The sequence below is a fragment of the Streptomyces sp. ASQP_92 genome, from assembly GCF_025399895.1.
Classification (GTDB): Bacteria; Actinomycetota; Actinomycetes; order Streptomycetales; family Streptomycetaceae; genus Streptomyces.
This window is the reverse complement of record NZ_JAODUA010000014.1, coordinates 64,705-84,965: the sequence shown is the minus strand read 5'-3', so window position 1 is coordinate 84,965 and position 20,261 is coordinate 64,705. Positions and strand designations below refer to the sequence as shown.

The window sequence follows — 20,261 nt, the reverse complement described above, 5'->3', positions numbered from 1 at the left end:
CCTCAAGGGATTTGACCGGAGGTCGTACCCGTTTGGCGGGAATGGCGGTGTTGCCCCTGCGCCGTGCGGTGCGCGAGCGTGCCGTGTCATGGACCGTGACAACACCGCCACCCCGCTCTCCTCCCTCTCCCGCCGTCAACTCCTCGCCGCCGCGGGCGCCGCCGGGGCGCTCACCGCTGTGGGCGCCGTGCCCGTGCCCGCGCTCGCCGCGTCCCGCGCCGGGCTCTCCCTGTCCTTCACGGCCGCCACCAACGGCGCCGCCAGCCTCTCGCCCGCCGGGGACCGGCTGATCGCCGAGGTCCAGGACGTCCTGTGGACGCTGCCCCGCTCCGGCGGCAAGGCCGAGCCGCTCACCCCCGCCGACCTCGAACCCACCCGGCCCGTCCACGCCCCCGACGGCGCGCTCATCGCGTTCTGCGCGTACCGGGGCGGCGGATACCACCTCTGGACCATGCGGCCCGACGGGTCCGAGCTGCGGCAGCGCACCGACGGCCCCTGGGACGACCGCGGCCCGGCCTGGTCGCCCGACAGCACCCGCATCGCCTTCTCCTCCGAGCGCGGCGGCGACCCGGTGACCGGCAGCCCGTACCGCGTGCACGTACTCGACCTGCGCACCGGCGCGTTGACGCGCGTCACCGGGCTGCTCGGTCAGGACGGCCCGCTCCAGGACGCGCCCTGGGAGGACTTCGACCCGAGCTGGTCGCCCGACGGCGAGCGCATCCTGTTCGTCCGCGCCCAGGCCCTCACCACGCCCTTCGGGCTCTCGGTGGACGCCAGAACCATCGCCTCCGTCCCCGCCCGGCAAGCGGGCGCGGTCACCGTCGAGTACACCGAGACCGAGAACGCCCAGCTCATGACGCCGAGCCTCGCCCCCGACGGCCGACGCCTGGCCCTGCTGCGCACCACCACCGCGCCCAGCGCCTCCTGCACCCTGGTCGTCGACGGCAAGGCCGTCCCGGTCACCGGCGACATCGCCCCGGTGCCGCCGCGCTGGACGGCCGACGGGCAGCTGCTCCTCACCCTCGACGGCCGGTTCACCCTCGTACGCCCGGAGGCCCCCGCACAGCCCGAGGCCATCGACTTCGCGGGCGTGCTGCCCGTCGAGCGGCCGCGCTACCGGCTCAAGTCGTACGACCTCGGCGAGGAACGGGTGCGCCCGGTGCGGGGCATCCATCTGCCCGCGCTGTCACCCGACGGCCGGCGCGTGGCCTTCGCCGCCCTCAACTCCCTCTGGGTCGCCGACCTTTCGGGCTCCCGCCCGCCGCAGCGACTGCGCCGGGCCGCCCCCACGGGCTATCTGCTGGGCCCCGTATGGGCCCGCGACGGAGGCTCGCTCGTGTACGCCGACGACCGCGACGGGCTGCTCGGCGTCTACCGCAGGGACCTCGCCGACGGCAAGGAGAGTGTGCTGGCGACGGGCGGCCGGGTCCATCCCGCGCTCTCGCCCGACGGCACCCGGCTCGCGGCCATCGACATGTCGGGGCGACTGGTCGTACGCGACCTGGCGAGCGGTACCGAACGCGTCCTGGTGACGGCGCTCGGCGGGGGAGGACTGCCCGGCCGGCCCAGCTGGTCACCGGACGGCCGCCATGTCGCCCTGTGCGACCGCAACCGGCTCAACCTGCGCTTCCGCGAGGGCTACAACGTCATCCGGGTCGTCGACACCACCACCGGGGCCGACCATCTGCACGCCGTGGCCCCGCACGTCTCCATCGCCGACCGCTACGACTCGGGGCCCGTCTGGTCGCCCGACGGGCGCTGGATGGCCGTCATCGTGGAATCCGCGCTGTGCCTCGTCCCCGTCGCCCCGGACGGCACCCCGCAGGGCCCACCGCGCACCCTCACCCGCGAACCCGCCGACCACCCCTCGTGGTCCGGCGACTCCAGGACGCTCCTGTATCTGTCCGGCACCCGGCTGCGCCTCATCGGCGTCGACGGCGGTGCCCCGCGCACCGTACGGCTGGCCCTCGACCAGCGCAGGCCCGCCCCCGCCGACACCGTGGTGCACGCGGGGCGGCTCTGGGACGGCACGGGGGAGTCGGTGCGCGACGACGTCGACATCGTGGTGCGCGCCGGCCGCGTCGCCTCGGTCGAACCCCACCGCAAGCGCGGGGCCCGGCACACCGTCGACGCCTCCGAGCGGACCGTCGTCCCCGGACTCTGGGACACCCACACCCATCCGTGGCAGAGCACCTACGGCGGCCGCCAGACCGTGGGCCAGCTCACCTACGGCATCACCACCGCCGTCTCCCTCGGAGGCTTCGCCTACGAACAGGCCCGCATCCGCGAGGCGGTGGCCACCGGACAGCTCGCCGGGCCCCGCCTGCTGACCACGGGAGAGCTGCTCGACGGCTCCCGGGTCGCCTACAGCATGGGCCGCGCCCACCGCACCCGCGCGGGCCTCGGGCGTTCTCTGGAGCGCGGCGCCGCGCTGGACTGGGACTTCGTCAAGACCTATGTGCGAGCGCCCAGTTGGCTGATGGAGGAGGCCGCGCGGTTCGCCCACGAACGGCTCGGGGTACGCGCGGGAAGCCACCTCGTTTCCCCGGGCGTCGAGGTCGGCCAGGATCTGACGACCCATCTACTGGCCACACAGCGAGCCGAGTTCGGGCACGCGACCTCCGCGACCGGCCATGCCTATCAGGACGTGCTGGAGATCTACACCGCCCGCGGGATCAACTTCGCCCTCATCGCGACGCCCTTCACCTCGGCGCCCCTGCTCGGCGCGGACCCGGCACTCGCCGACGACCCCCGGGTCACCGCCGTCATGCCCCCCTGGGACGCGGCGGCCGTGCGGAAGTCGGCGACGCTGCCGCCCACCGACGCCCAACTGGCCACCCTGGGCACGGAGATCGACGTATACCGCCGGGTCCTCGACAAGGGCGGCCTCGTCGCCCTCGGCACGGATCAGCCGCTGGTTCCCGTCGGGCTCTCCCTGCACCTCGGCCTGCGCGCCCTGCACCGGGGCGGCCTCTCCCCGGCCGCGGCGCTGCGCACCGCGACCCTCCACCCCGCCCGGCTGTTCGGGCTCGACCAGCACCTCGGTACCGTCGAGCAGGGCAAGCTCGCCGACCTCACGCTGGTCGACGGGGACCCGTTCAGCGACTTCGACTCCCTGGTGCGTACGACGGGGGTGCTCAGGGCGGGGGTGCCGTACGCGACCGACGAGCTGGTGTCGGCGTTCCAGCCGCACGAACGCCATGCGGCGTTCGATGCCGAGAACTGGCTGGAGGTGGGCCGCCTGATGCGCCGCGACGGGTGCTGCGACGGGGGTCTGTGAGGGGCCTGATGTGCCGCGACGGGTGCTGCGACGCGGGTCGGTGAGGGCGACGCGGTCTGTGAGGGGGCCGGACGCCGGCACCGGGGCCCCGCCCGCGGGAAAAACACGGGGCCGGGGACACCGCTGGGGTGCCCCGGCCCGGGCATGCCGGTGCTGCCGTGACCCTCAGCCGAGGGCGCTCAGCCCCTTCGCCAGGTCCTCGCGGTTCATGACGGGCACGATGGTGACCTTCGCCCCCATCTCCATGAAGAACGGCTCCGCGGACTTCGGGATGTCGGACGAGTCGGCGAGATCGAAGAAGATGAACGCCGTACGGCACCCGTTTTCGGCGGTGAAGTAGGCGGCCTCGGGGTTCAGACGCTCCAAGGCGGCCTGCATCCCCTTCTCCATGGTGCCGTTGCGGATGATCTCGTTGCCCTTCTCGGTGTCGAGCTGGGCTTTCAGCAGTACGCGCACCGCAATCACCTCTTCTCCGGCCGGGTGGGTGCGCTTGACGTACCGGAGGCTCCCGGCCGCATTCCTCTCCCAGCCTCTCCCTTTTGCCCCGGTATCTCAACATCTGCCCCGAACAGCCCACCACGACGAGCGGCCCACCCGGGCCCCACGCTCCAATGAACGGGTGACCGCGCCCCCCGACGACTGCCTCGCGCGCAATGACTGGATCTGCGGCGCCTACCTGTCGAGTCGGCGCCAGATCCTGTGGGACGCGGTGCTCCAGCACCTCCAGCTCACCGCCGTGTCCGTGCTGCTCGGCCTCGTCATCGCCGTGCCACTGGCCGTCGCGGCCCGCCGCTGGCGCTGGGCCGCGGGCCCCGTCCTCGGGGTGACCACGGTGCTCTACACCATCCCCTCGCTCGCCATGTTCTCGCTGCTGCTCCCGGTGTACGGCCTCTCCGCCTCGATCGTCGTCGCCGGACTCGTCCTGTACTCGCTGACGCTGCTCGTACGGAACATCCTGGCCGGTCTGCGCGCCGTCCCGGAGGACACCCGACAGGCGGCCCGGGGCATGGGCTACGGGCCGGTACGGCTGCTCCTGGCCGTGGAACTCCCCCTCGCCGTGCCCGCCGCGATGGCCGGTCTGCGCATCGCCACCGTCTCCGCGGTCTCCCTGGTGACGGTGGGCGCCATCGTCGGCTACGGCGGCCTCGGCAACCTGATCTACTCCGGGATGAACACCTACTTCAAGGCACAGGTGCTCACCGCGTCGGTGCTGTGCGTGGTGATCGCCGTCGCCGCGGACCTGGCGCTGCTCGCCGTCCAGCGACTGCTGACCCCCTGGACACGGGCGGTGCCGTCGTGAACACCCTCTCCGACGCCTGGTCCTGGCTCACCTCCGCCGCCCACTGGTCCGGCGAGAACGGCATCTGGCACCGGCTCGGCGAACACCTCTGGCTCACCGCACTGTGCCTCGTCCTGAGCTGCCTCATCGCGCTGCCCGTGGCGCTCGTCCTCGGCCACCTGGGCAAGGGCGGGACCCTCGCCGTCAACATCTCCAACGTGGGCCGTGCCGTGCCCACCTTCGCCGTCCTCGTCCTGCTCCTGCTGACCCCGCTCGGCACCCACGGCGAGTGGCCGACCATCATCGCCCTGATCCTCTTCGCGGTGCCGCCCCTGCTGACCAACGCGTACGTCGGCATGCGCGAGGTCGACCGCGACGTGGTGCGCGCCGCCCGCGGCATGGGCATGACCGGACGCCAGCTGCTGCTCCGCGTCGAGCTCCCGCTCGCCCTGCCGCTGATCCTCACCGGCGTGCGCATCGCGGCCGTCCAGCTCGTCGCCACCGCCACCCTCGCGGCGCTGGCCGGCGGCGGAGGACTCGGCCGGATCATCACCGCGGGATTCAACCTGGCCTCGACACCCCAAGTCGTCGCGGGCGCCGTGCTCGTGGCCGTGTTCGCACTCCTCGTCGAGGGCATCTTCGAGGCGGTCCAGCGCCTGGCCCCGCAGTGGGCGAGAGGTGGCTTCGGATGAGGCCGCGCCTGCTGCTCGCCGCCCTCGCCCTCACGGCGGTCACCGCCTGCACCACCGGACCCAGCCTGGAGAAACAGGGCTCGGTCACCGCACCCCCCGGCGACAGCAAACACCTGACGATCGGCTCCGCCGGATTCACCGAGAGCGATCTGCTCGCCCAGATGTACGCGCTGCTCCTCGACAAGGCGGGCTACGGCACGAAGATCCTCTCGGTGACCAACCGGGAAATCTACGAACCGGCCCTGGAGAGCGGCCAGATCGACGTGGTCGCGGAGTACGCGGCGACCTTCGCGGACTGGCTCAACGCCAAGGCCCACGGCGCGGACGCCACACCCGTGGGCTCACCGGACCTGGACCGCACGATGACGGCGCTGCGTGCCCTGGCCGCCCCGCGCGGCCTGACCGTCCTCGACCCGGGCAGGGCGGTCGACCAGAACGCCTTCGCGGTCGCCGCGTCGTACGCCCGCGAGCACCGCCTCAAGACGCTGAGCGACCTCGGCGCGGCAAAGCTCCCCGTCCGGCTCGCGGCGGGCGACGAGTGCGTCCAACGCCCCTACTGCGAACCCGGGTTGAAGAAGACGTACGGCATCGATGTGACCGCCGTCGACCCCAAGGGCGTCGGAACCACCCAGGCCAAGCAGGCCGTCCAGAGCGGTCAGGACCAGATGGTCCTGACCACCACGACGGACGCCACGCTCGACGCGTTCGGGCTGGTGCTGCTCGCCGACGACAAGCATCTCCAGAACGCGGACTACATCGTGCCGGTGGTCAACCGCTCGCGCGCGGGCAGCGCGGGCGTGACCGGCGCGCTCGGCCGGCTCAACACGGTGCTCACCACCGCCGACCTCGCCTCGCTCAACGAACAGGTCGACAGCTGGCGCCGCCTGCCCGAGGACGTGGCCCGCACCTACCTCAAGTCCAAGGGCCTGATCTGAGCCCCGGCGCCAACTCGCTCACTGGCGAAGGAAGTTGAGCACGCCCTGGGCGGTCGGCGCGTCGGTCAGAAGGTCGTTGTGGGCCAGACATCCCGCGTCGGTGTTGACGGCCCCGGACAGCGGCACGCTGCTGTTGGGCAGGATGAAGCCGTCGCAGTCCGACCAGAACGTGGCGTACTTCGTCGCCCCCGGGGTCTCGTCGCCGCTCGCCAGATGGCTCTCGACATACGAGTTCGGGGTCATGTCCCGGCACCCCTGGTCCCAGATCGCACACGCCCAGGCGAGGCTCGTCCCATGGTTGGGGCCGCCGAGCGAGACCAGGTGGCGCACCACGCCGGAGCCGCCTCCGAACTTCGCGTACCAGCGGGTGGGGAGACTGCCCTGGCTGTGCGCGACGATGTCCACCTGCGCGGATCCGGTCGTGGCGCGCACCGAGTCCACGTACGCGGCGAGTTGGCCGGCGAGAACTTCATTGGTCGACCGGCTGGAGTCATACCCCCAGGCGAACAGGTCCCCCTCGGGGTAACCGGCCTCCTTGAAGCGGTCCTTCATGGTGCCCCAGACCCCGGGGTCGGCGTTGCGCCCATGCACGAAGACGACCGGGACCGGGACGGAGGCGGCGTGGGCGGGAGTGGCCTGGGCGGCGGGACCGAGGACGATCGTGCCGGCGAGCAGAGCGAGCGCGGCGGCGGCGGTGACGAGGCGCATGGCGGCTCCAGCGGGGGGTGGGGGTGAGCTGCCCTGAACGAGGGCTACCGGATGGTAGCCAGGGCGTCCGCGGAACGTAAGGGGCGTGCGGGGTCGAGTTTCGGGGGAGGTGCGGGGCGTGCCGGACGCAGGAGGAGTGTCCTCAGGCCGCCATCCCCAGCTCGTGCGGAGTGCTCCGCACACCGCACACCGCACACCGCACACCGCACGCGGGGGCGCCGGATGCCCGACGCCCCGCCGACATCCCAGCTCGTGGGCAGGCGTTCCGCAGGGCGGAACGGGTGGGCGCGAGCGGTGCACGGTCCGCGGACCAAGGGGACGGGGGTTCGGGGGCGCGGCCCCCGGCGGGGTTTCGGGGCGGAGCCCCGGGGTGGCTCGACCGTGCAACTCGGCGGAACGGGCGGGCGAGTGGGAAGACACCCTCACCGCACCCACCCTCACACGTCGGCGACCGAGTCGAACTCGACCTCCCCCCGCTCCACCCCCAGCGCATCCGCATCCACCGAGCGCCGCAACGCCTCATGCAGCTTCGCCGGGGTCAGGACGCCGAGGAAGCGGGCGCCGTCCACCACGGCGACCCAGCCCGCGTCGTACTGGAGCATCTCGCTGAACGCCTGCTTGAGCGGGGCCCCGACCGGCACCCACGCCTCCATGCGCCGTGCGAGATCGGCGACCGAGCCCGCTCCCGCCAGGGAGAGCTCGTCCGTGCCGACCCAGCCGTGCAGCTCACCCCCTTCGTTGAGCACCACCGCCCAGCGCGCCTCCTCGCCGCGCAGCCGGGCCGCGGCGGCCCCCGCGGGCTCGTCGAGGCGTACGACCGGCGGCTGTTCCAGGTCGTCCGGCTCGACGGTCGTGACCGACAGGCGCTTCAACCCCCGGTCAGCGCCCACGAATTGGGCCACGTACGGCGTGGAGGGCGCCCCGAGGACCGACGCCGGGGTGTCGAACTGCTCGATCCGCCCCGACCCGTACACCGCCATGCGGTCTCCCATCCGCACGGCCTCCTCGATGTCATGGGTGACCAGGAGGACCGTCTTGCGCACGGTCGCCTGGAGCCCGAGGAACTCGTTCTGGAGGCGCTCGCGCACCACCGGGTCGACCGCGCCGAACGGCTCGTCCATCAGCAGGACCGGCGGATCGGCCGCCAACGCCCTTGCCACGCCCACGCGTTGGCGCTGCCCGCCCGAGAGCTGGGCGGGGTAGCGCGGCCCGTACGTCGCCGGGTCGAGGCCGACGAGGTCGAGCAGCTCGGCCGCCCGCGCCCTGGCCTTGGGGCGCTTCCAGCCGACCAGGGCCGGGACGGTCGCCGTGTTGTCGAGGATCGTACGGTGCGGGAACAGCCCGACCTGCTGGATCACATAGCCGATCCGGCGACGCAGCTTGACCGGGTCGAGGGTGGCGATGTCCTCGCCGTCGACGAGGATGCGGCCCGACGTCGGCTCGATGAGCCGGTTCACCATCATCATCGTGGTCGTCTTGCCGCAGCCGGACGGTCCGACGAGCGTGACCAGTTCGCCCTCCGCCACCTCGAAGGACAGGTCGTCGACGGCGCGGGTGCCGTCCGGGTAGACCTTGCTGACCTGCTCGAACCGGATCATGGACCCACGCTAGGAGCCCAGGGTCCCGCCCGCACTCGGACCGGTCCGGGGGAGTGGACCCCGCCCTGCCCAGGGCGCACCCGGCAGCGGCACCTATGGGCCCGGGGCGCACCCGGCAGCGATACCTGGGTGCCAGGGCGCACCCGGCAGCGGTACCGAAATGCTCAGGGCGTACCCGGCAGCAGGACCCGGAAGAGCGCGCCCTCACCCGGGGCGGTCTCGACCTCGATCCGCCCCCCGTGTGCCCGTACCAGCGCCGAGGCGATGGCCAGGCCAAGGCCCGCGCCGCCCCCGGTCTGCCGGCTGCGCGAGGCGTCCACGCGGTAGAAACGCTCGAAGACCCGCGCCGCCTGCTCGGGCGCGAGACCGGGGCCCGAGTCGGCGACCTCGATGACGCCGTGCCCCTCGACGGCGCCCACCCCGATGCGTACCGCGGAGCCCGAGGGCGTGTGCGCGACGGCGTTGCCGACCAGGTTGGCGACCACCTGGCGCAGCCGCGCCTCGTCGCCGAGCACCGGGGCGGGGCCCGGCGCCCCCGCGCCGCCGGGCCCTGTCAGGGTCACCCCGCGCGTGGGATCCAGGGCCCTCGTGTCGTGCAGGGCGTCCACCGCCAGGGTGCGCAGATCCATCGGGGCGAGCTGGAGCGGCCGCTGCTCGTCCATGCGGACCAGGGTGAGCAGATCCTCCACCAGACCGCCCAGCCGCACCGCCTCGCTCTCGATACGGGCCATCGTGCGGCGCACATCCGCCTCGTCGGGCAGCGCGCCCATCCGGTACAGCTCGGCGAAACCCCGGATGCCGGCCAGCGGCGTCCGCAGTTCATGGCTGGCGTCCGCGACGAAGCGCCGCATCTGCCCCTCGGACTCGGCCCGCGCCGCGAACGCCGATTCGAGCTGGGCCAGCATTCCATTGAGGGCGCTGGCCAGCCGTCCGGCCTCGGTACGCGGCGAGGTGTTGGGCATACGGTGCGAGAGCGGGCGGCCCGCCGCGATCTCCGCCGCCGTCGCCTCGATCCGGCGCAGCGGCCGCAGCCCCGCGCCCACCGCGAACCAGCCCGCCACGCCGAGCAGCAGCGCCACCACGACACCGATGAGCTGGAAGGCGGTGGCGAGGTGGTCGACCGTGGAGGAGACCTCCTCCAAGGGCGCGGCCACGACCACGCCCGCGGGCAGCGCGGGATCGCCGCCGTCCACCGGCACGATCAGCACCCGCCACCGTCCGCCGCCGTGATCGCTGGGCACCTCGAAGGGCTTGCCCAGACGGGACCGCAGCGCGGCCGCGTCCATCACCGGCCAGGTCGGCCGGGGGTCGCCCGCCGCGAGGGGCTGGCGGAACTGCTCGGTGACCTTGCCGTCGTCGGCGGCGAACGCGATCACGTACTGGCTGGGCAGCCACGCCCGCCCACCGGACCGGCCCGCGTGCGGCGCGGGCGTGCCCTCGACGCCGACCCGGTGGGCCACCGATTCCCCGAACCGGTCGAGCTGCTGGTCCACCCGCCGCACCAACTGCCCGCGCACCGAACTCAGCACGACGGTGTCGCTCACCGTGAGCCCGAGCGCCACCAGCGCCATGGCGAGCAGCACGAGCCGCGAGCGCAGCGACAGGCCGGCGAAGCGGCGCGGCAGCCGCCCGAGCCATGCCCCGAGGCGTCTCCACATCGCGAACACCTAGGACTGCGGGCGGCGCAGCACATAGCCGATACCGCGCACGGTGTGGATGAGCTTGGGCGCGCCGTCGGCCCCGGAGTCCACCTTGCGGCGCACATACGAGATGTAGGACTCGACGATGCTGAGATCGCCGCCGAAGTCGTACGCCCACACATGGTCGAGGATCTGCGGCTTGGACACCACGCGGTCCGCGTTGACCATCAGATAGGCGAGCAGTTTGAACTCGGTGGGTGACAGCGAGACGGGTCGCCCGGCCCGCAGTACCTGGTGGCCCACCGGGTCGAGTTCGAGGTCGCCCGCCACCAGCCGGCCCTCGCCGCTCGGGCCGCCAGTGCGGCGTAGGATCGCGCGGATCCGGGCGATGAGCTCCTCCAGGCTGAACGGCTTGGTGACGTAGTCGTCGCCGCCCGCCGTCAGACCGCTGATCTTGTCGTCCACGCCGTCCTTCGCGGTGAGGAAGAGCACCGGCAGATGCTCGGCGCCCTGGCCTCCGCCCGGTTCCTCGCGGAGCCTGCGCACCACGGCGAAACCGGTCATGTCGGGCAGCATCACATCGAGCACCACGAGATCGGGGCGCTCCTTGGCGACCGCGGCCAGCGCATCGGCCCCGGTGGCCGCCGAGACGACCTTGAAGCCCACGAAGCGCAGCGAGGCCGAGAGCAGCTCCCTGATGTTGGGCTCGTCGTCGACGACCAACAGGCTCGCCTCGGTCGCGGCCGTGTGCGTCGGGGCCATCGGTTTCCTCCTGGTGGCGGTGTGGACGGCGGCGGGTGCGCGGTCAGCCCCGGCCGCCGCCGAAACCGCTCGCGCCGCCCTCGGTGACGGTGGTCGCCGCGACGTCGCCGGAGGAATTCTGGCTGCCGCGCACGGTGACCGTCTGGCCCGGCTGGAGATCGGACACCTTGCCGCTCCTGGACTCGGTGACCTGGGTGTTGCCGGCCGTGGTGACCTTGACGACGTTGCCCTGGGTGTCGGTGACGTAGAGGGTGCTGCCGTCGACGAGCTTCACCGTACCGATGGTCAGTCCGCCCGCCGCGGGCGCCCCGGCGCCACCCGTCCGGCCCCGGCCGTCCGTCCCCGCCCCGAAGCCCGGCCGCTGACCGTTCGTCGCGGCCCCGCCCCGGGAGGTGGCGGTGGGCGTGGACTGGCTCTGGCCCTTCTCCACCAGGGCGCCCCCGGCGAAGGCGAGCCCTGCCACCAGTGCGCCCGAAAGCAGCAGGGTCAGCCACGGCAGCGGCGGCCGGGGCGGGGCGCTCAGCTCGGCCGAGACGTCCCGGGCGTCCGGGGGCTCGGCGAGGATGTCCTGCGGAGCACTGGTCGGCGCGGGGCCGGCGCTCTCCACTGTGTCGGCGTTGCCGAACATGTCAGCTTCTCCCTGTCCGTACATGGGGGTTCACTCGTGCCGCAGTGCTTCGATGGGCCGCAGGCTCGCGGCCCGGTTGGCCGGGTAGCCACCGAAGAACAGCCCGATGGCCACCGCGATCGCGAAGGCGCCGACGACCGATTCGGGGATGATCACCGGCTTGATGCCGACGATGGTGAAGTGCGAGCCGATGAGGCCCGCGGCGACGCCGAGCCCACCGCCGATCAAGGACAGCAGGGTCGACTCGGCGAGGAACTGCCCGAGGATGACCCCGCGCGGAGCTCCGATCGCCTTGCGGATGCCGATCTCGCGGGTCCGCTCGGTCACCGTCACCAGCATGATGTTGGTGATGCCGATCCCGCCGACGAGCAGCGAGATCGCCGCCACCGCGCCGAGCAGCACCGTGAACGTCCGGTTGGTGTCCGCCTGCGTGGTGAGCAGGGAGGCCTGGCTGCTCACCCGGAAGTCGAGCGCGCTCGGATCCTTGATGCCGTGCCGGCCCATCAGCACCGTGGTGATCTCGTTCTGCGCCGGGGTGGTGGCGTCGGCAGACGTGGCCTCGACGAGGATCTGGCCGATGGAACCGAAGCCGGTGAAGGCGTTCTGCACCGTCGGCAGGGGCGCGACGACGATGTCGTCCGGGTCCTGGAAGCCGGTGCCGCCCTTGGTGGCGAGCACCCCGACCACCGTGAACGGTGTGCCGCCCAGCGTCATCTTCTTTCCGACGGGGTCGGCGGTGCCGAACACGTCGGTCGCCGTCGTCGAGCCGATCACGGCCACTTTGCGCGAGCCGAGGACGTCGTCGGAGCCGAAGTAATCGCCCTTGGCCACCTTGCTGTTGGACGCCTTGAAGTACGCCGGGTAGGTGCCGACGACCTGGCCGACCGTGTGCGAGGCGCCCTCGTACAGGGCGGTCTGGGAGGTGGTGGTCTCCGGGGCGACCGACTCGATGTGCGGGGCGGAGGCGGGATCGGCGAGCGCCTTGGCGTCGGCCACGGTCAGCGGTTTGCCGGGGGAACGCGAACCCCCGAACCCGCCTCCCGAGGACACGGTGAGCGCGTTGGTGCCGAGCTTCTCGATCGAGTCCTTCACGGCCTGTGAGGAGCCGTTGCCGACCGCGAGCAGCACGATGACCGCGGCCACGCCGATCAGCACCCCGAGCATGGTCAGCGCGGAGCGCACCTTGTTCGCCGCGAGCCCGCCGAAGGCGAAGCGCAGCGTCTCGAAGGGGTTCACCGGCCGCCTCCCACAAGGGAGTTGGCTTCGCTCAGGGCGGGTGGCGGACCGTCGGCGGGGGCCTGGCGCACATCCTCGACGATCCTGCCGTCGACCAGCCGGACGACCCGCTTGGCGTGCCGGGCCACCTCGTCCTCGTGGGTGATCAGGACGACGGTCCGGCCCGCCGCGTTGAGCCGGTCGACGACGGCCAGCACCTCTTCGGTGCTGCGGCTGTCCAGGTTGCCGGTCGGCTCGTCGGCGAGCAGCATCGCGGGCGTGGTGACCAGGGCGCGGGCGACGGCCACGCGCTGCTGCTGACCACCGGAGAGTTCGCTGGGCCGGTGGTCCATCCGGTCGGCGAGTCCGACCAGGGTGAGCGCGGCCTCGGCCCGCCGGCGCCGCTCGGCCGGCTTCACCCCCGCGTAGGCCAGGGGAAGTTCGACCTGGGCGAGCGCGGGCGTGCGCGGCACGAGGTTGAACGACTGGAAGACAAAGCCGATCTTGCGGTTGCGGACCAGGGAGAGTTGGCGCTCGTCGAGGCCGCCGACATCGATGCCGTCCAGCAGATACCGGCCCGACGTCGGTACGTCGAGGCAGCCCAGGATGTTCATCAGGGTGGACTTGCCCGAACCCGAACTTCCCATCACGGCCACGAAGTCGCCCTGCTGCACGACGAGTTCGACCCCGAGCGGGCGACCGCTCGCCGGATCCACCGGTCCGCTGAGGGCGTGCACGGCCGCGTCGCCGTGTCCGTACGTCTTGGTCAGCGCGCGCACCTCGATCACGGGCGCCGGTGCCCACGGCCCGTCCTCGGGCAGTGCGGCCGCACCGCGCGGCCACCGGAGCTGCCTCATCCGCGGCCACCGCCGCCGCCACCGGTGCGCGGCCCGGAGCCCCCGGAGGCACTGCCGCCGCGGGTCCTCGCGGCGCCGCCACCGGGGAAGGCGCCGCTGGGGAAGCCGCCGTTGCCGCCGGACGCGGACACGCTGGTCAACTGCACCTGCGCGCCCTCGTCGAGGCCGCTGAGGATCTGGTCCACGCTGTCCCCCTCCAGGCCCACCGTGACCGGTGTGCGCACGGTGCTGCCGTCGGCCTTGACCACGGTCACCGTGCGGTTGGCGCCGGTGCCGGTCACCGCGGCGGCCGGCACCGACAGGGCGCCGGACGCCTCGCCCGTAACGACCTGGATGCTCGCGCTGAGCCCGGTACGCAGTTGGGCGGTCGGGCTGGTGATGGTCAGGGTGGCGGCGTACTGCACGGCGCTGCCCGCGTTGTTGTTGCCGCCCCCGCCGGAGCCCGAACCGCCGCCGACGGGCAGCGAACTGACCGCGAGGACCTTGGCGTTGAGCACCGTGCCGGGCTCCGCGTTCAAGGTGACCGTGGCAGCCTGGCCGGGCTTCACCTTCAGCGCGTCGGCCTCGGAGAAGTTCGCCGTGACCTGCATGCCGGCCGGATCGGTGAGGACCACGAAGCCGGACAGGGTCGCGCTCGTCGAGGCCGAACCACCGCTGCTCGAAGCCGAGTTGGCGCCCCCGCCCGAGCCGCCTCCGCCCCCGCTCGTGCCACCCGACCCGGTTCCGGCGACGGTGTCGCCCACCTTGGCGGACACGGACGCGACGGTCCCGGCCACCGGCGCCTTGAGCGTGGTCCCCTCGACCGCGCGCCGTGCCGCGTCCACCGCGTTCTGGGCCTGGGTGAGCTGGGCCTCCGCCTGCGCGAGCTGCGCGGGATCGACCGTCGGCGTCGCGGCGGGCACGGGCGCCGCGACGGCGCCGCCCCGCGTCGAGGACCCACCGCCGGAGCCGCTCGCCGTGCTCGAACTCGGCTGTCCCTCGCGGACCTTGGTGAGGTTGGCCTGGGCCGCCGCCAGGGACGCCTCGTCCTGGGTGAGGGTCTCCTCGGCGGCGGTGGCGTCCACTTTGCCGAGGACCTGACCGCGGGCGACCTTGTCGCCCGGCTTCACATCGACCTCGGTGAGCCTGCCTCCGGTGGTGAAGTTCACCCCCGCGTCGCTCGGCGAGGACAGCGCGCCGGAGCCGGACACCGTCGCGAGGACCGTGCCCTTGGTGACCGCGACGGTCCTCTCGCCACTGCGGGCCGGGGCACTGTCATGGCTGGTCACCGCCGCATAGGCACCGCCGGCGCCCGCGAGGACGGCCACCCCGAGCACCGAGTTGAGCAGAACGGCCTTGCGCCGTCGTGGGAGCACCTTCATGACGGCGGATCCTGGCCGCCCCCACTTTGCGACCCCTGGGAGCTTTCTGGGAGTTCCCTGGGAGCGAGGACGCCGTCGAAACCCGTCATTCCGGGCCGTACGGTACGTACCTCGGCGTGCCGGGGGCCGCTGGGCGCCCGGTGGCGCGCCGATGCCCAGGAAACTCCCAGCCCTTCCCCCGGCGGCGCCCATCCGTATCGGGTTCAGTCATGGGTCGCCGACGGCGCACCCACCAGCGAGGCCGTCGCGCGTCCAACGCACCGAGGAGCCTCCGGACATGACCTGGACCAAGCGCCGGCCCACCACCGCGCGCACCGCGATCGCCGTGCGGGCAGCGGCCTCCGCCGCCGCTGTGGCGGCCTGCGGTCTGCTGCTTGCGGCGTGCTCGTCCTCGGCGTCCGGAGCCCAGACGAAGCCGGCGACGTCCGCGTCTGCCTCTGCCTCCAGCTCTGGTTCCGCCCAGGGCATGGACGCCTATCGCCAGTGCCTGGCTCAGCACGGGGTCACGATGGCGCCGCGTCCCAGCGGGAGCGGGCGGCCCCGGGGTACGGGCAGGCCCGGCGGCTTCGGGGGTGGGGAGTCGGCCGATCCGGCCCAGCGTCAGGCCGCGCAGGCCTGTGCGAGTGTGCGGCCGCGGTTCGGTGGGCGGGGTGCGGGGGGTGGGGACGGGTCCGCGCTCAAGGCGTTCAGTGGTTGCCTCAAGGACCATGGGGTGGTCCTGCCCTCCCCCTCTCCGGGGGGTGGGGGTGTGCGGGGGCTCAACACGGCGGATCCTTCGACGGCGCGAGCCTTCCAGGTCTGCAAGGCCCTCCTCCCGGAACGCCGCACCACCCCGACTCCCTCGCCGCCCCCCACGCCCTGACCCCGCGGAGCCCCCCGCCCTCAAAGGGGCGCGGCCCCGCCCGCGCAGTTCCCCGCGCCCCCATCCCCGCTTTCGGCTTGCAGATCGTGCCGGGTTCTCGCGCAGTTCCTCGCGCCCCCAACCTCGCTCTCGGCTTGTGGGCCGTGCCGGGTTCTCGCGCAGTTCCTTGCGCCCCTGAGCCCGCTCGATCCTGCGGACCGGGCATGGCTGGTCGCGCAGTTCCCCGCGCCCCTAAAACCCTCTGACCCTGCGGGCCGTGGTCGCTTCTCGCGCAGTTCCCCGCGCCCCCAAAAACACCGTTCGTCCGCGGATCGTGGTCGCTTCTCGCGCAGTTCCCCGCGCCCCTTAGCGGTACTGGTGCTGGCCCGCATCGGGCATTTCAGCCCGTCCGGCGTTTGAGGACGAGCGCCGTTCAGGCGCGAACGGGGTCTGGGGCGGAGCCCCAGGGGGCCCGGAACCCTCCAACCCTGCGCCTACGGGCGGGCGGGTGGGCGAGGTGCCAGGGGTCCCGGAACCAACCAACCCCGGGTCACGGGCGGGTGGGTGGGAAAACACCCCGGGGTCTGGGGCGGAGCCCCAGGGGGCCGGGGCTAGGCGTGGGGGCGGTGGCCCGGGGCCTGGCGGGGGAAGGACTGGTCCGCCCCAGGCAGCACCGGCTTCGGCAACGTAGCCACCTCCCACTCCGCCTCAGCCAACCGCTCCGCCGTGTCGGACGGCAGCCGAGGCGCTCGCGACGCCGCACCGTCGAAGCGGAAGGCCGACGTCAGATCGCCGAAGGTGCGACGACGCCACTGGCTGATGTTGGGCTCCTTGACCCCGGTGAACTCCTCGAGGAACCGCAGCGACGAGGTGTGGTCGAAGGCCTCGCTCGCCACCCAGCCGCCCACCGTCCAGGGCGAGACGATGATGGCCGGCACCCGGAACCCCGCGCCGATGGGAAGCCCGCCCACGAACTCGTCCGCCGTGCCCGCCTTGGGCGTCGGCGGTGGCACATGGTCGAACAGCCCGTCGTTCTCGTCGTAGTTGAGGATGAACGCGGTCTTCGCCCACACCTCCGGGTTGGCGGCGATGGCCTCGATCTTCTGCGCCACGAAGTCCGCCCCGGCGGCCGGCAGATAGTCCGGGTGCTCGGACTGGTGGCTCGTCGGCATGATCCAGGAGACCGCGGGGAGCCGGTCGTTGCGGGCGTCGTCCTCGAAGGTGCCCTCGGGCTGGGGGCGTACCCCGCGCTCGTACAAGGGCGATCCCGGCTTGGCGTCGCGGAAGGACTGGAACTGCTCCAGGAGGTTGCACCCGTAGTCGTCGTCCTGCTGGTACACCTTCCAGCTCGCCCCGGCGGCCTGGAGCCGTTCGGCGTACGTCGTCCAGGGATACGGTTTCGGCGCGGTGTTGTTGAGCACCGGGCCGCCCTTGGTGCCGCCGGCGTCGATGCTGCCCGTCATCCAGTACAGACGGTTCGGCCAGGTCGGGCCGAAGACCGAGCAGAAGTAGTTGTCGCAGACGGTGAAGGACTCGGCGAGCGCGAACTGGAACGGGATGTCCTCGCGCGTGTAATAGCCCATCACATAGGGCCCGTTGGCCCCGTCCGCCTTGCGGTGGGCGGGCAGCCACTGGTCCATCCTGCCGCCGTTCCAGGCCTGGTGCTGCACCGCCCAGGCGTGGCTCGTGGACGGGATGGCCTGCGCGCTCGTGCTGCGGGTGTCCAGGTGGAAGGGGAGCAGATAGCCGCGCGGGTTCACCGCGTCGGGCTGGTAGAACACCGAGCGCCCGTTGGGGAGCTTGAGCGCGTCCGGGTCGTGGAACCCGCGTACGCCGGCCAGCGTGCCGAAGTAGTGGTCGAACGACCGGTTCTCCTGCATCAGCATGACGACGTGCTTGACGTCGCGCAGCGAACCACCGCGCGGCCGCCCGGCGGCGACGGCCTCCCGCACGCTGGGCGGCAGCAGGCTGAGCGCCGCCGCACCGCCGATCGCCCCGGCCGCCGAACCCAGCAGTCTGCGTCGTGTCAACTCGGCCATGAACGCCCCTTCCAGAGCTGTCTGTTGAGACCAGTGACGTGGACCTGCCAGTCAGTTTCCCGGGCGCCCGGTGTGGGGCGGGGGAGGGAATCGGTGAACAGGCGCCCAACGAAGGGCGAGGGCTTGGTCAAGCCCCGCAAGTCCCCGCCCGGCGCGTACCGTCGTCACCCCCGGGGGGTGACGACGGCGCATAAGGTCCCGTAGGCTCAAAGAATCTGACGTCACGTCAGAAAAAAGCAGGGCAACCCAGGCCAGAAGGAGCCAGCCCAGAACGAGCCAGGCCGGAACGGGCCAGGGCAGGACCACCCGGGGCCGGGCAGCCGGGCAGCCGGGCAGTCATCAGGGCAGGGAGGGACAGACTTGATCGACACCCTGGATCGACGGGTCGCCGAGGGCGAGGAGCGGATCCGGCTCGATGTCACCGCCTCCGGCATCGGCGTCCTGACCCTGTGCCGACCCGACAGACTCAACGGGTGGAGCTGGGAGTCCAGCCGCCAACTGGGCCTCCTCGCCGACCGCCTCCGCTTCGACGAGTCCGTCAAGGTGGTGCTGCTGCGGGCCGAGGGGCGCGCCTTCTGTGCCGGAATCGACGTCACGGCCCCCGGCGGCGCCATCACCGGGCGCTCCCCGGCCGAGCGCACCCACCGCTACTACGAGGGCATCCGCTGGGTGCATGAGCGCTTCGCCGTCTTCGCCCGCCTTCCGCAGCCCGTGATCGCCGCCGTCCAGGGCTACTGCCTCGGCTTCGGGTTCGAGCTGGCCCTGATGGCGGACATCAGGATCGCCGCCGACGACGCCGTCTTCGCGCTGCCGGAGACCGGCATCGGGGTGGCCGTCGACGCGGGCGGCGACCTGCGCGTCGCGCGCGACGCGGGGGCGGGCTGGGCCAAGCTCCTCGCCCTCACCGGCCGCCGCATCGACGCCGCCACCGCCGAACGCATCGGTCTGCTCCAACAGGTCGTCCCTGTGGGCGAGTTGAACGATGCCGCCGTGGGCCTCGCGGGCGAGATCGCGGCCAACGCCCCCCTGGCCGTACGGTCCGTCAAGCGCGCCATCGACACATTCGCCGACGCGGGTTTCGACGAGGCCCTCGATCGTGCGGCCCTGGCCGCGGCCCTCACGCTCACCTCCGAGGACGCCCGCGAGGGCTACGCCGCCAAGGCCGAGCGGCGCCCCCCGTCCTTCGACGGCAGATGAACACCCCTCCTCACCGGCGCCCTCGGATCGCGCGGCGACCCCTCGGCTGTCCCGCGCCGCTCACCGGGCCCGCCACCGGCCGCCCCGGCCCGCCCGCGCCGCTCACCTGGTCCGCCCCCGACCATCCCCCGGCCCACCGGCTCGCCCGCACTCCTCACCCGGACCGCTCCCCGAACGGCCCGCGCCCCAGCTGCTCGCGCACGCTGCTCACCGGCGGCGTCACCAGCGTCCGGCGCTGCCAGTTCGCCCCGTCCACCACCAGGGTGTGACCGCTGATGAAGCGGGCGTACGGCGAGGCGAGGAAGGTGGCCGCCCAGCCGAGTTCGCGCGGCAGTCCGACGCGCAACGCGGGCTGGCGCAGGGCCAGTTCGGTGTCGTCCGCGGCCCGGTCGAGTCCGGCCCGGATCGCCTCCGGCAGGTCCGGGTGGGGCATCAGGCCGGGCACCAGCGCGTTGACCTGGATCCCGTACGGGCCCCACTCCACGGCCAGGGTTTCGACGAGGTTGCGTACGCCCGCCTTGGCCGCCGCCGAGTGCGCGTGGCCCGGGCCGCCGGTCCAGGCGTACGAGGCGCCGATGTTGATCACCGAGCCGGGGGTGCCGGCCGCAAGGTGACGGCGGCCGAACTCGCGGGTCATGAACCAGGTTCCGGTCAAGGTGATGTCCAGGACCGCGCGCCAGGCGTTCGGCGACAAGTCCTCCGCCGGTGAGGGGAAGTTGGCGGCCGCGCTGTTCACCAGTACGGAGGGGAGGCCCAGCGTCTCTTCGGCCGCGTCGAAAATCTCGGCGATCCGCTCCGGCTCCCTGATGTCGCACACCGCGGTCACGACCCGCCCGCCGAGCCGGGCCAGCTCCTCCTGGGCCGCCTCGAGCCGGTCCGCCGAGCGGCTCACGATCACGAGGTCGGCGCCGAGCCGCGCGAACTCCGCCGCCATCGCCTTGCCGAGCCCCGACCCGCCCCCGGTGACCAGCACGACGTCACCCTCGTAGGTGCCGGCCGGCAGGGCGCACGCGCCGAGCGGGGGAGGCGCGGGCAGTCCCGGGTGCGGCCGTGCGCTGTCTTCGGTCATGGCCGCATGCGTACTCGCTCCCCGCGCAATGTGCCAGGGTCGTGCGCCGGGCTGTCGGGACACCGGGCGGCCGAATGGGGTCCGGACTGTTTCCCTCGGGGCAAGCGACCGCTTAGTATGCCTCCGGAGCATGGAACGTACTCAGCGGTACGCAGCCGTA

17 protein-coding genes are annotated in these 20,261 nt (G+C 72.8%); 5 read left to right on the top strand and 12 right to left on the bottom strand.

What is annotated here, in order from left to right:
• The first annotated feature begins 88 nt into the window (after positions 1-88).
• The gene (locus N4G70_RS25980) at positions 89-3,280 is read left to right on the top strand and encodes an amidohydrolase family protein (RefSeq protein ID WP_261715132.1); all 3,192 of its coding nucleotides are present in this window, start codon (positions 89-91) and stop codon (positions 3,278-3,280) included.
• 165 nt (positions 3,281-3,445) lie between these two features.
• Here N4G70_RS25980 and N4G70_RS25975 read toward each other — a convergent pair whose 3' ends face one another.
• Positions 3,446-3,736 (bottom strand): hypothetical protein, encoded by a 291-nt coding sequence (locus N4G70_RS25975; RefSeq protein ID WP_261715131.1) that lies wholly within the window; start codon positions 3,734-3,736, stop codon positions 3,446-3,448.
• Positions 3,737-3,899: 163 nt separating this feature from the next.
• On the opposite strand from N4G70_RS25975, the gene N4G70_RS25970 reads away from it, so the two are divergent.
• The 3 genes from N4G70_RS25970 to N4G70_RS25960 are packed head-to-tail and all read left to right on the top strand — an operon-like array spanning position 3,900 to position 6,186.
• Positions 3,900-4,580 (top strand): ABC transporter permease, encoded by a 681-nt coding sequence (locus tag N4G70_RS25970; protein ID WP_261715130.1) that lies wholly within the window; start codon positions 3,900-3,902, stop codon positions 4,578-4,580.
• The gene (locus tag N4G70_RS25965) at positions 4,577-5,251 is read left to right on the top strand and encodes an ABC transporter permease (RefSeq protein WP_261715129.1); all 675 of its coding nucleotides are present in this window, start codon (positions 4,577-4,579) and stop codon (positions 5,249-5,251) included. Before N4G70_RS25970 ends, N4G70_RS25965 begins: the two co-directional genes overlap by 4 nt.
• Positions 5,248-6,186 carry an ABC transporter substrate-binding protein gene (locus N4G70_RS25960; protein WP_261715128.1) on the top strand — a complete coding sequence of 313 codons (939 nt, stop codon included), beginning with the start codon at positions 5,248-5,250 and terminating at the stop codon, positions 6,184-6,186. Before N4G70_RS25965 ends, N4G70_RS25960 begins: the two co-directional genes overlap by 4 nt.
• 18 nt (positions 6,187-6,204) lie before the next feature.
• On the opposite strand, the gene N4G70_RS25955 is transcribed toward N4G70_RS25960, so the two are convergent.
• The 10 genes from N4G70_RS25955 to N4G70_RS25910 form a co-directional block, all read right to left on the bottom strand.
• Positions 6,205-6,894 carry a triacylglycerol lipase gene (locus tag N4G70_RS25955; RefSeq protein ID WP_261715127.1) on the bottom strand — a complete coding sequence of 230 codons (690 nt, stop codon included), beginning with the start codon at positions 6,892-6,894 and terminating at the stop codon, positions 6,205-6,207.
• Positions 6,895-7,331: 437 nt separating this feature from the next.
• Positions 7,332-8,492, bottom strand: coding sequence for an ABC transporter ATP-binding protein (locus tag N4G70_RS25950; RefSeq protein ID WP_261715126.1), 1,161 nt, complete (start codon positions 8,490-8,492; stop codon positions 7,332-7,334).
• A gap of 164 nt (positions 8,493-8,656) precedes the next feature.
• Entirely contained in the window at positions 8,657-10,150 is a 1,494-nt protein-coding gene (locus tag N4G70_RS25945) for a cell wall metabolism sensor histidine kinase WalK (protein WP_261715125.1), read from the bottom strand.
• Positions 10,151-10,159: 9 nt separating this feature from the next.
• Entirely contained in the window at positions 10,160-10,894 is a 735-nt protein-coding gene (locus tag N4G70_RS25940; RefSeq protein ID WP_261715124.1) for a response regulator transcription factor, read from the bottom strand.
• 43 nt (positions 10,895-10,937) lie between these two features.
• On the bottom strand, positions 10,938-11,522 hold the full coding sequence (locus N4G70_RS25935; RefSeq protein WP_261715123.1) for a DUF5666 domain-containing protein: 585 nt from the start codon (positions 11,520-11,522) through the stop codon (positions 10,938-10,940).
• Positions 11,523-11,552: 30 nt separating this feature from the next.
• The gene (locus tag N4G70_RS25930) at positions 11,553-12,758 is read right to left on the bottom strand and encodes an ABC transporter permease (RefSeq protein WP_261715122.1); all 1,206 of its coding nucleotides are present in this window, start codon (positions 12,756-12,758) and stop codon (positions 11,553-11,555) included.
• Complete coding sequence (locus N4G70_RS25925; protein WP_261715121.1) at positions 12,755-13,594, bottom strand: ABC transporter ATP-binding protein; 840 nt, start codon at positions 13,592-13,594, stop codon at positions 12,755-12,757. Before N4G70_RS25925 ends, N4G70_RS25930 begins: the two co-directional genes overlap by 4 nt.
• Positions 13,591-14,955 carry an efflux RND transporter periplasmic adaptor subunit gene (locus tag N4G70_RS25920; protein WP_261715120.1) on the bottom strand — a complete coding sequence of 455 codons (1,365 nt, stop codon included), beginning with the start codon at positions 14,953-14,955 and terminating at the stop codon, positions 13,591-13,593. The genes N4G70_RS25925 and N4G70_RS25920 overlap by 4 nt, the downstream gene beginning before the upstream one ends.
• Positions 14,956-15,162: 207 nt before the next feature.
• Positions 15,163-15,423, bottom strand: a complete 261-nt coding sequence (locus N4G70_RS25915) for a hypothetical protein (RefSeq protein WP_261715119.1) — start codon at positions 15,421-15,423, stop codon at positions 15,163-15,165.
• A 984-nt stretch (positions 15,424-16,407) separates the two neighbouring features.
• Positions 16,408-17,835 (bottom strand): alkaline phosphatase family protein, encoded by a 1,428-nt coding sequence (locus N4G70_RS25910; protein WP_261715118.1) that lies wholly within the window; start codon positions 17,833-17,835, stop codon positions 16,408-16,410.
• Between the two features lie 360 nt (positions 17,836-18,195).
• Between N4G70_RS25910 and N4G70_RS25905 the strand changes: the two genes are divergently transcribed.
• Positions 18,196-19,032, top strand: coding sequence for an enoyl-CoA hydratase/isomerase family protein (locus N4G70_RS25905; RefSeq protein ID WP_261715117.1), 837 nt, complete (start codon positions 18,196-18,198; stop codon positions 19,030-19,032).
• Positions 19,033-19,186: 154 nt separating this feature from the next.
• Here the strand turns inward: N4G70_RS25905 and N4G70_RS25900 are convergent, their stop codons facing one another.
• Positions 19,187-20,101, bottom strand: coding sequence for an SDR family oxidoreductase (locus tag N4G70_RS25900; protein ID WP_261715116.1), 915 nt, complete (start codon positions 20,099-20,101; stop codon positions 19,187-19,189).
• Between the last annotated feature and the right edge of the window lie 160 nt (positions 20,102-20,261).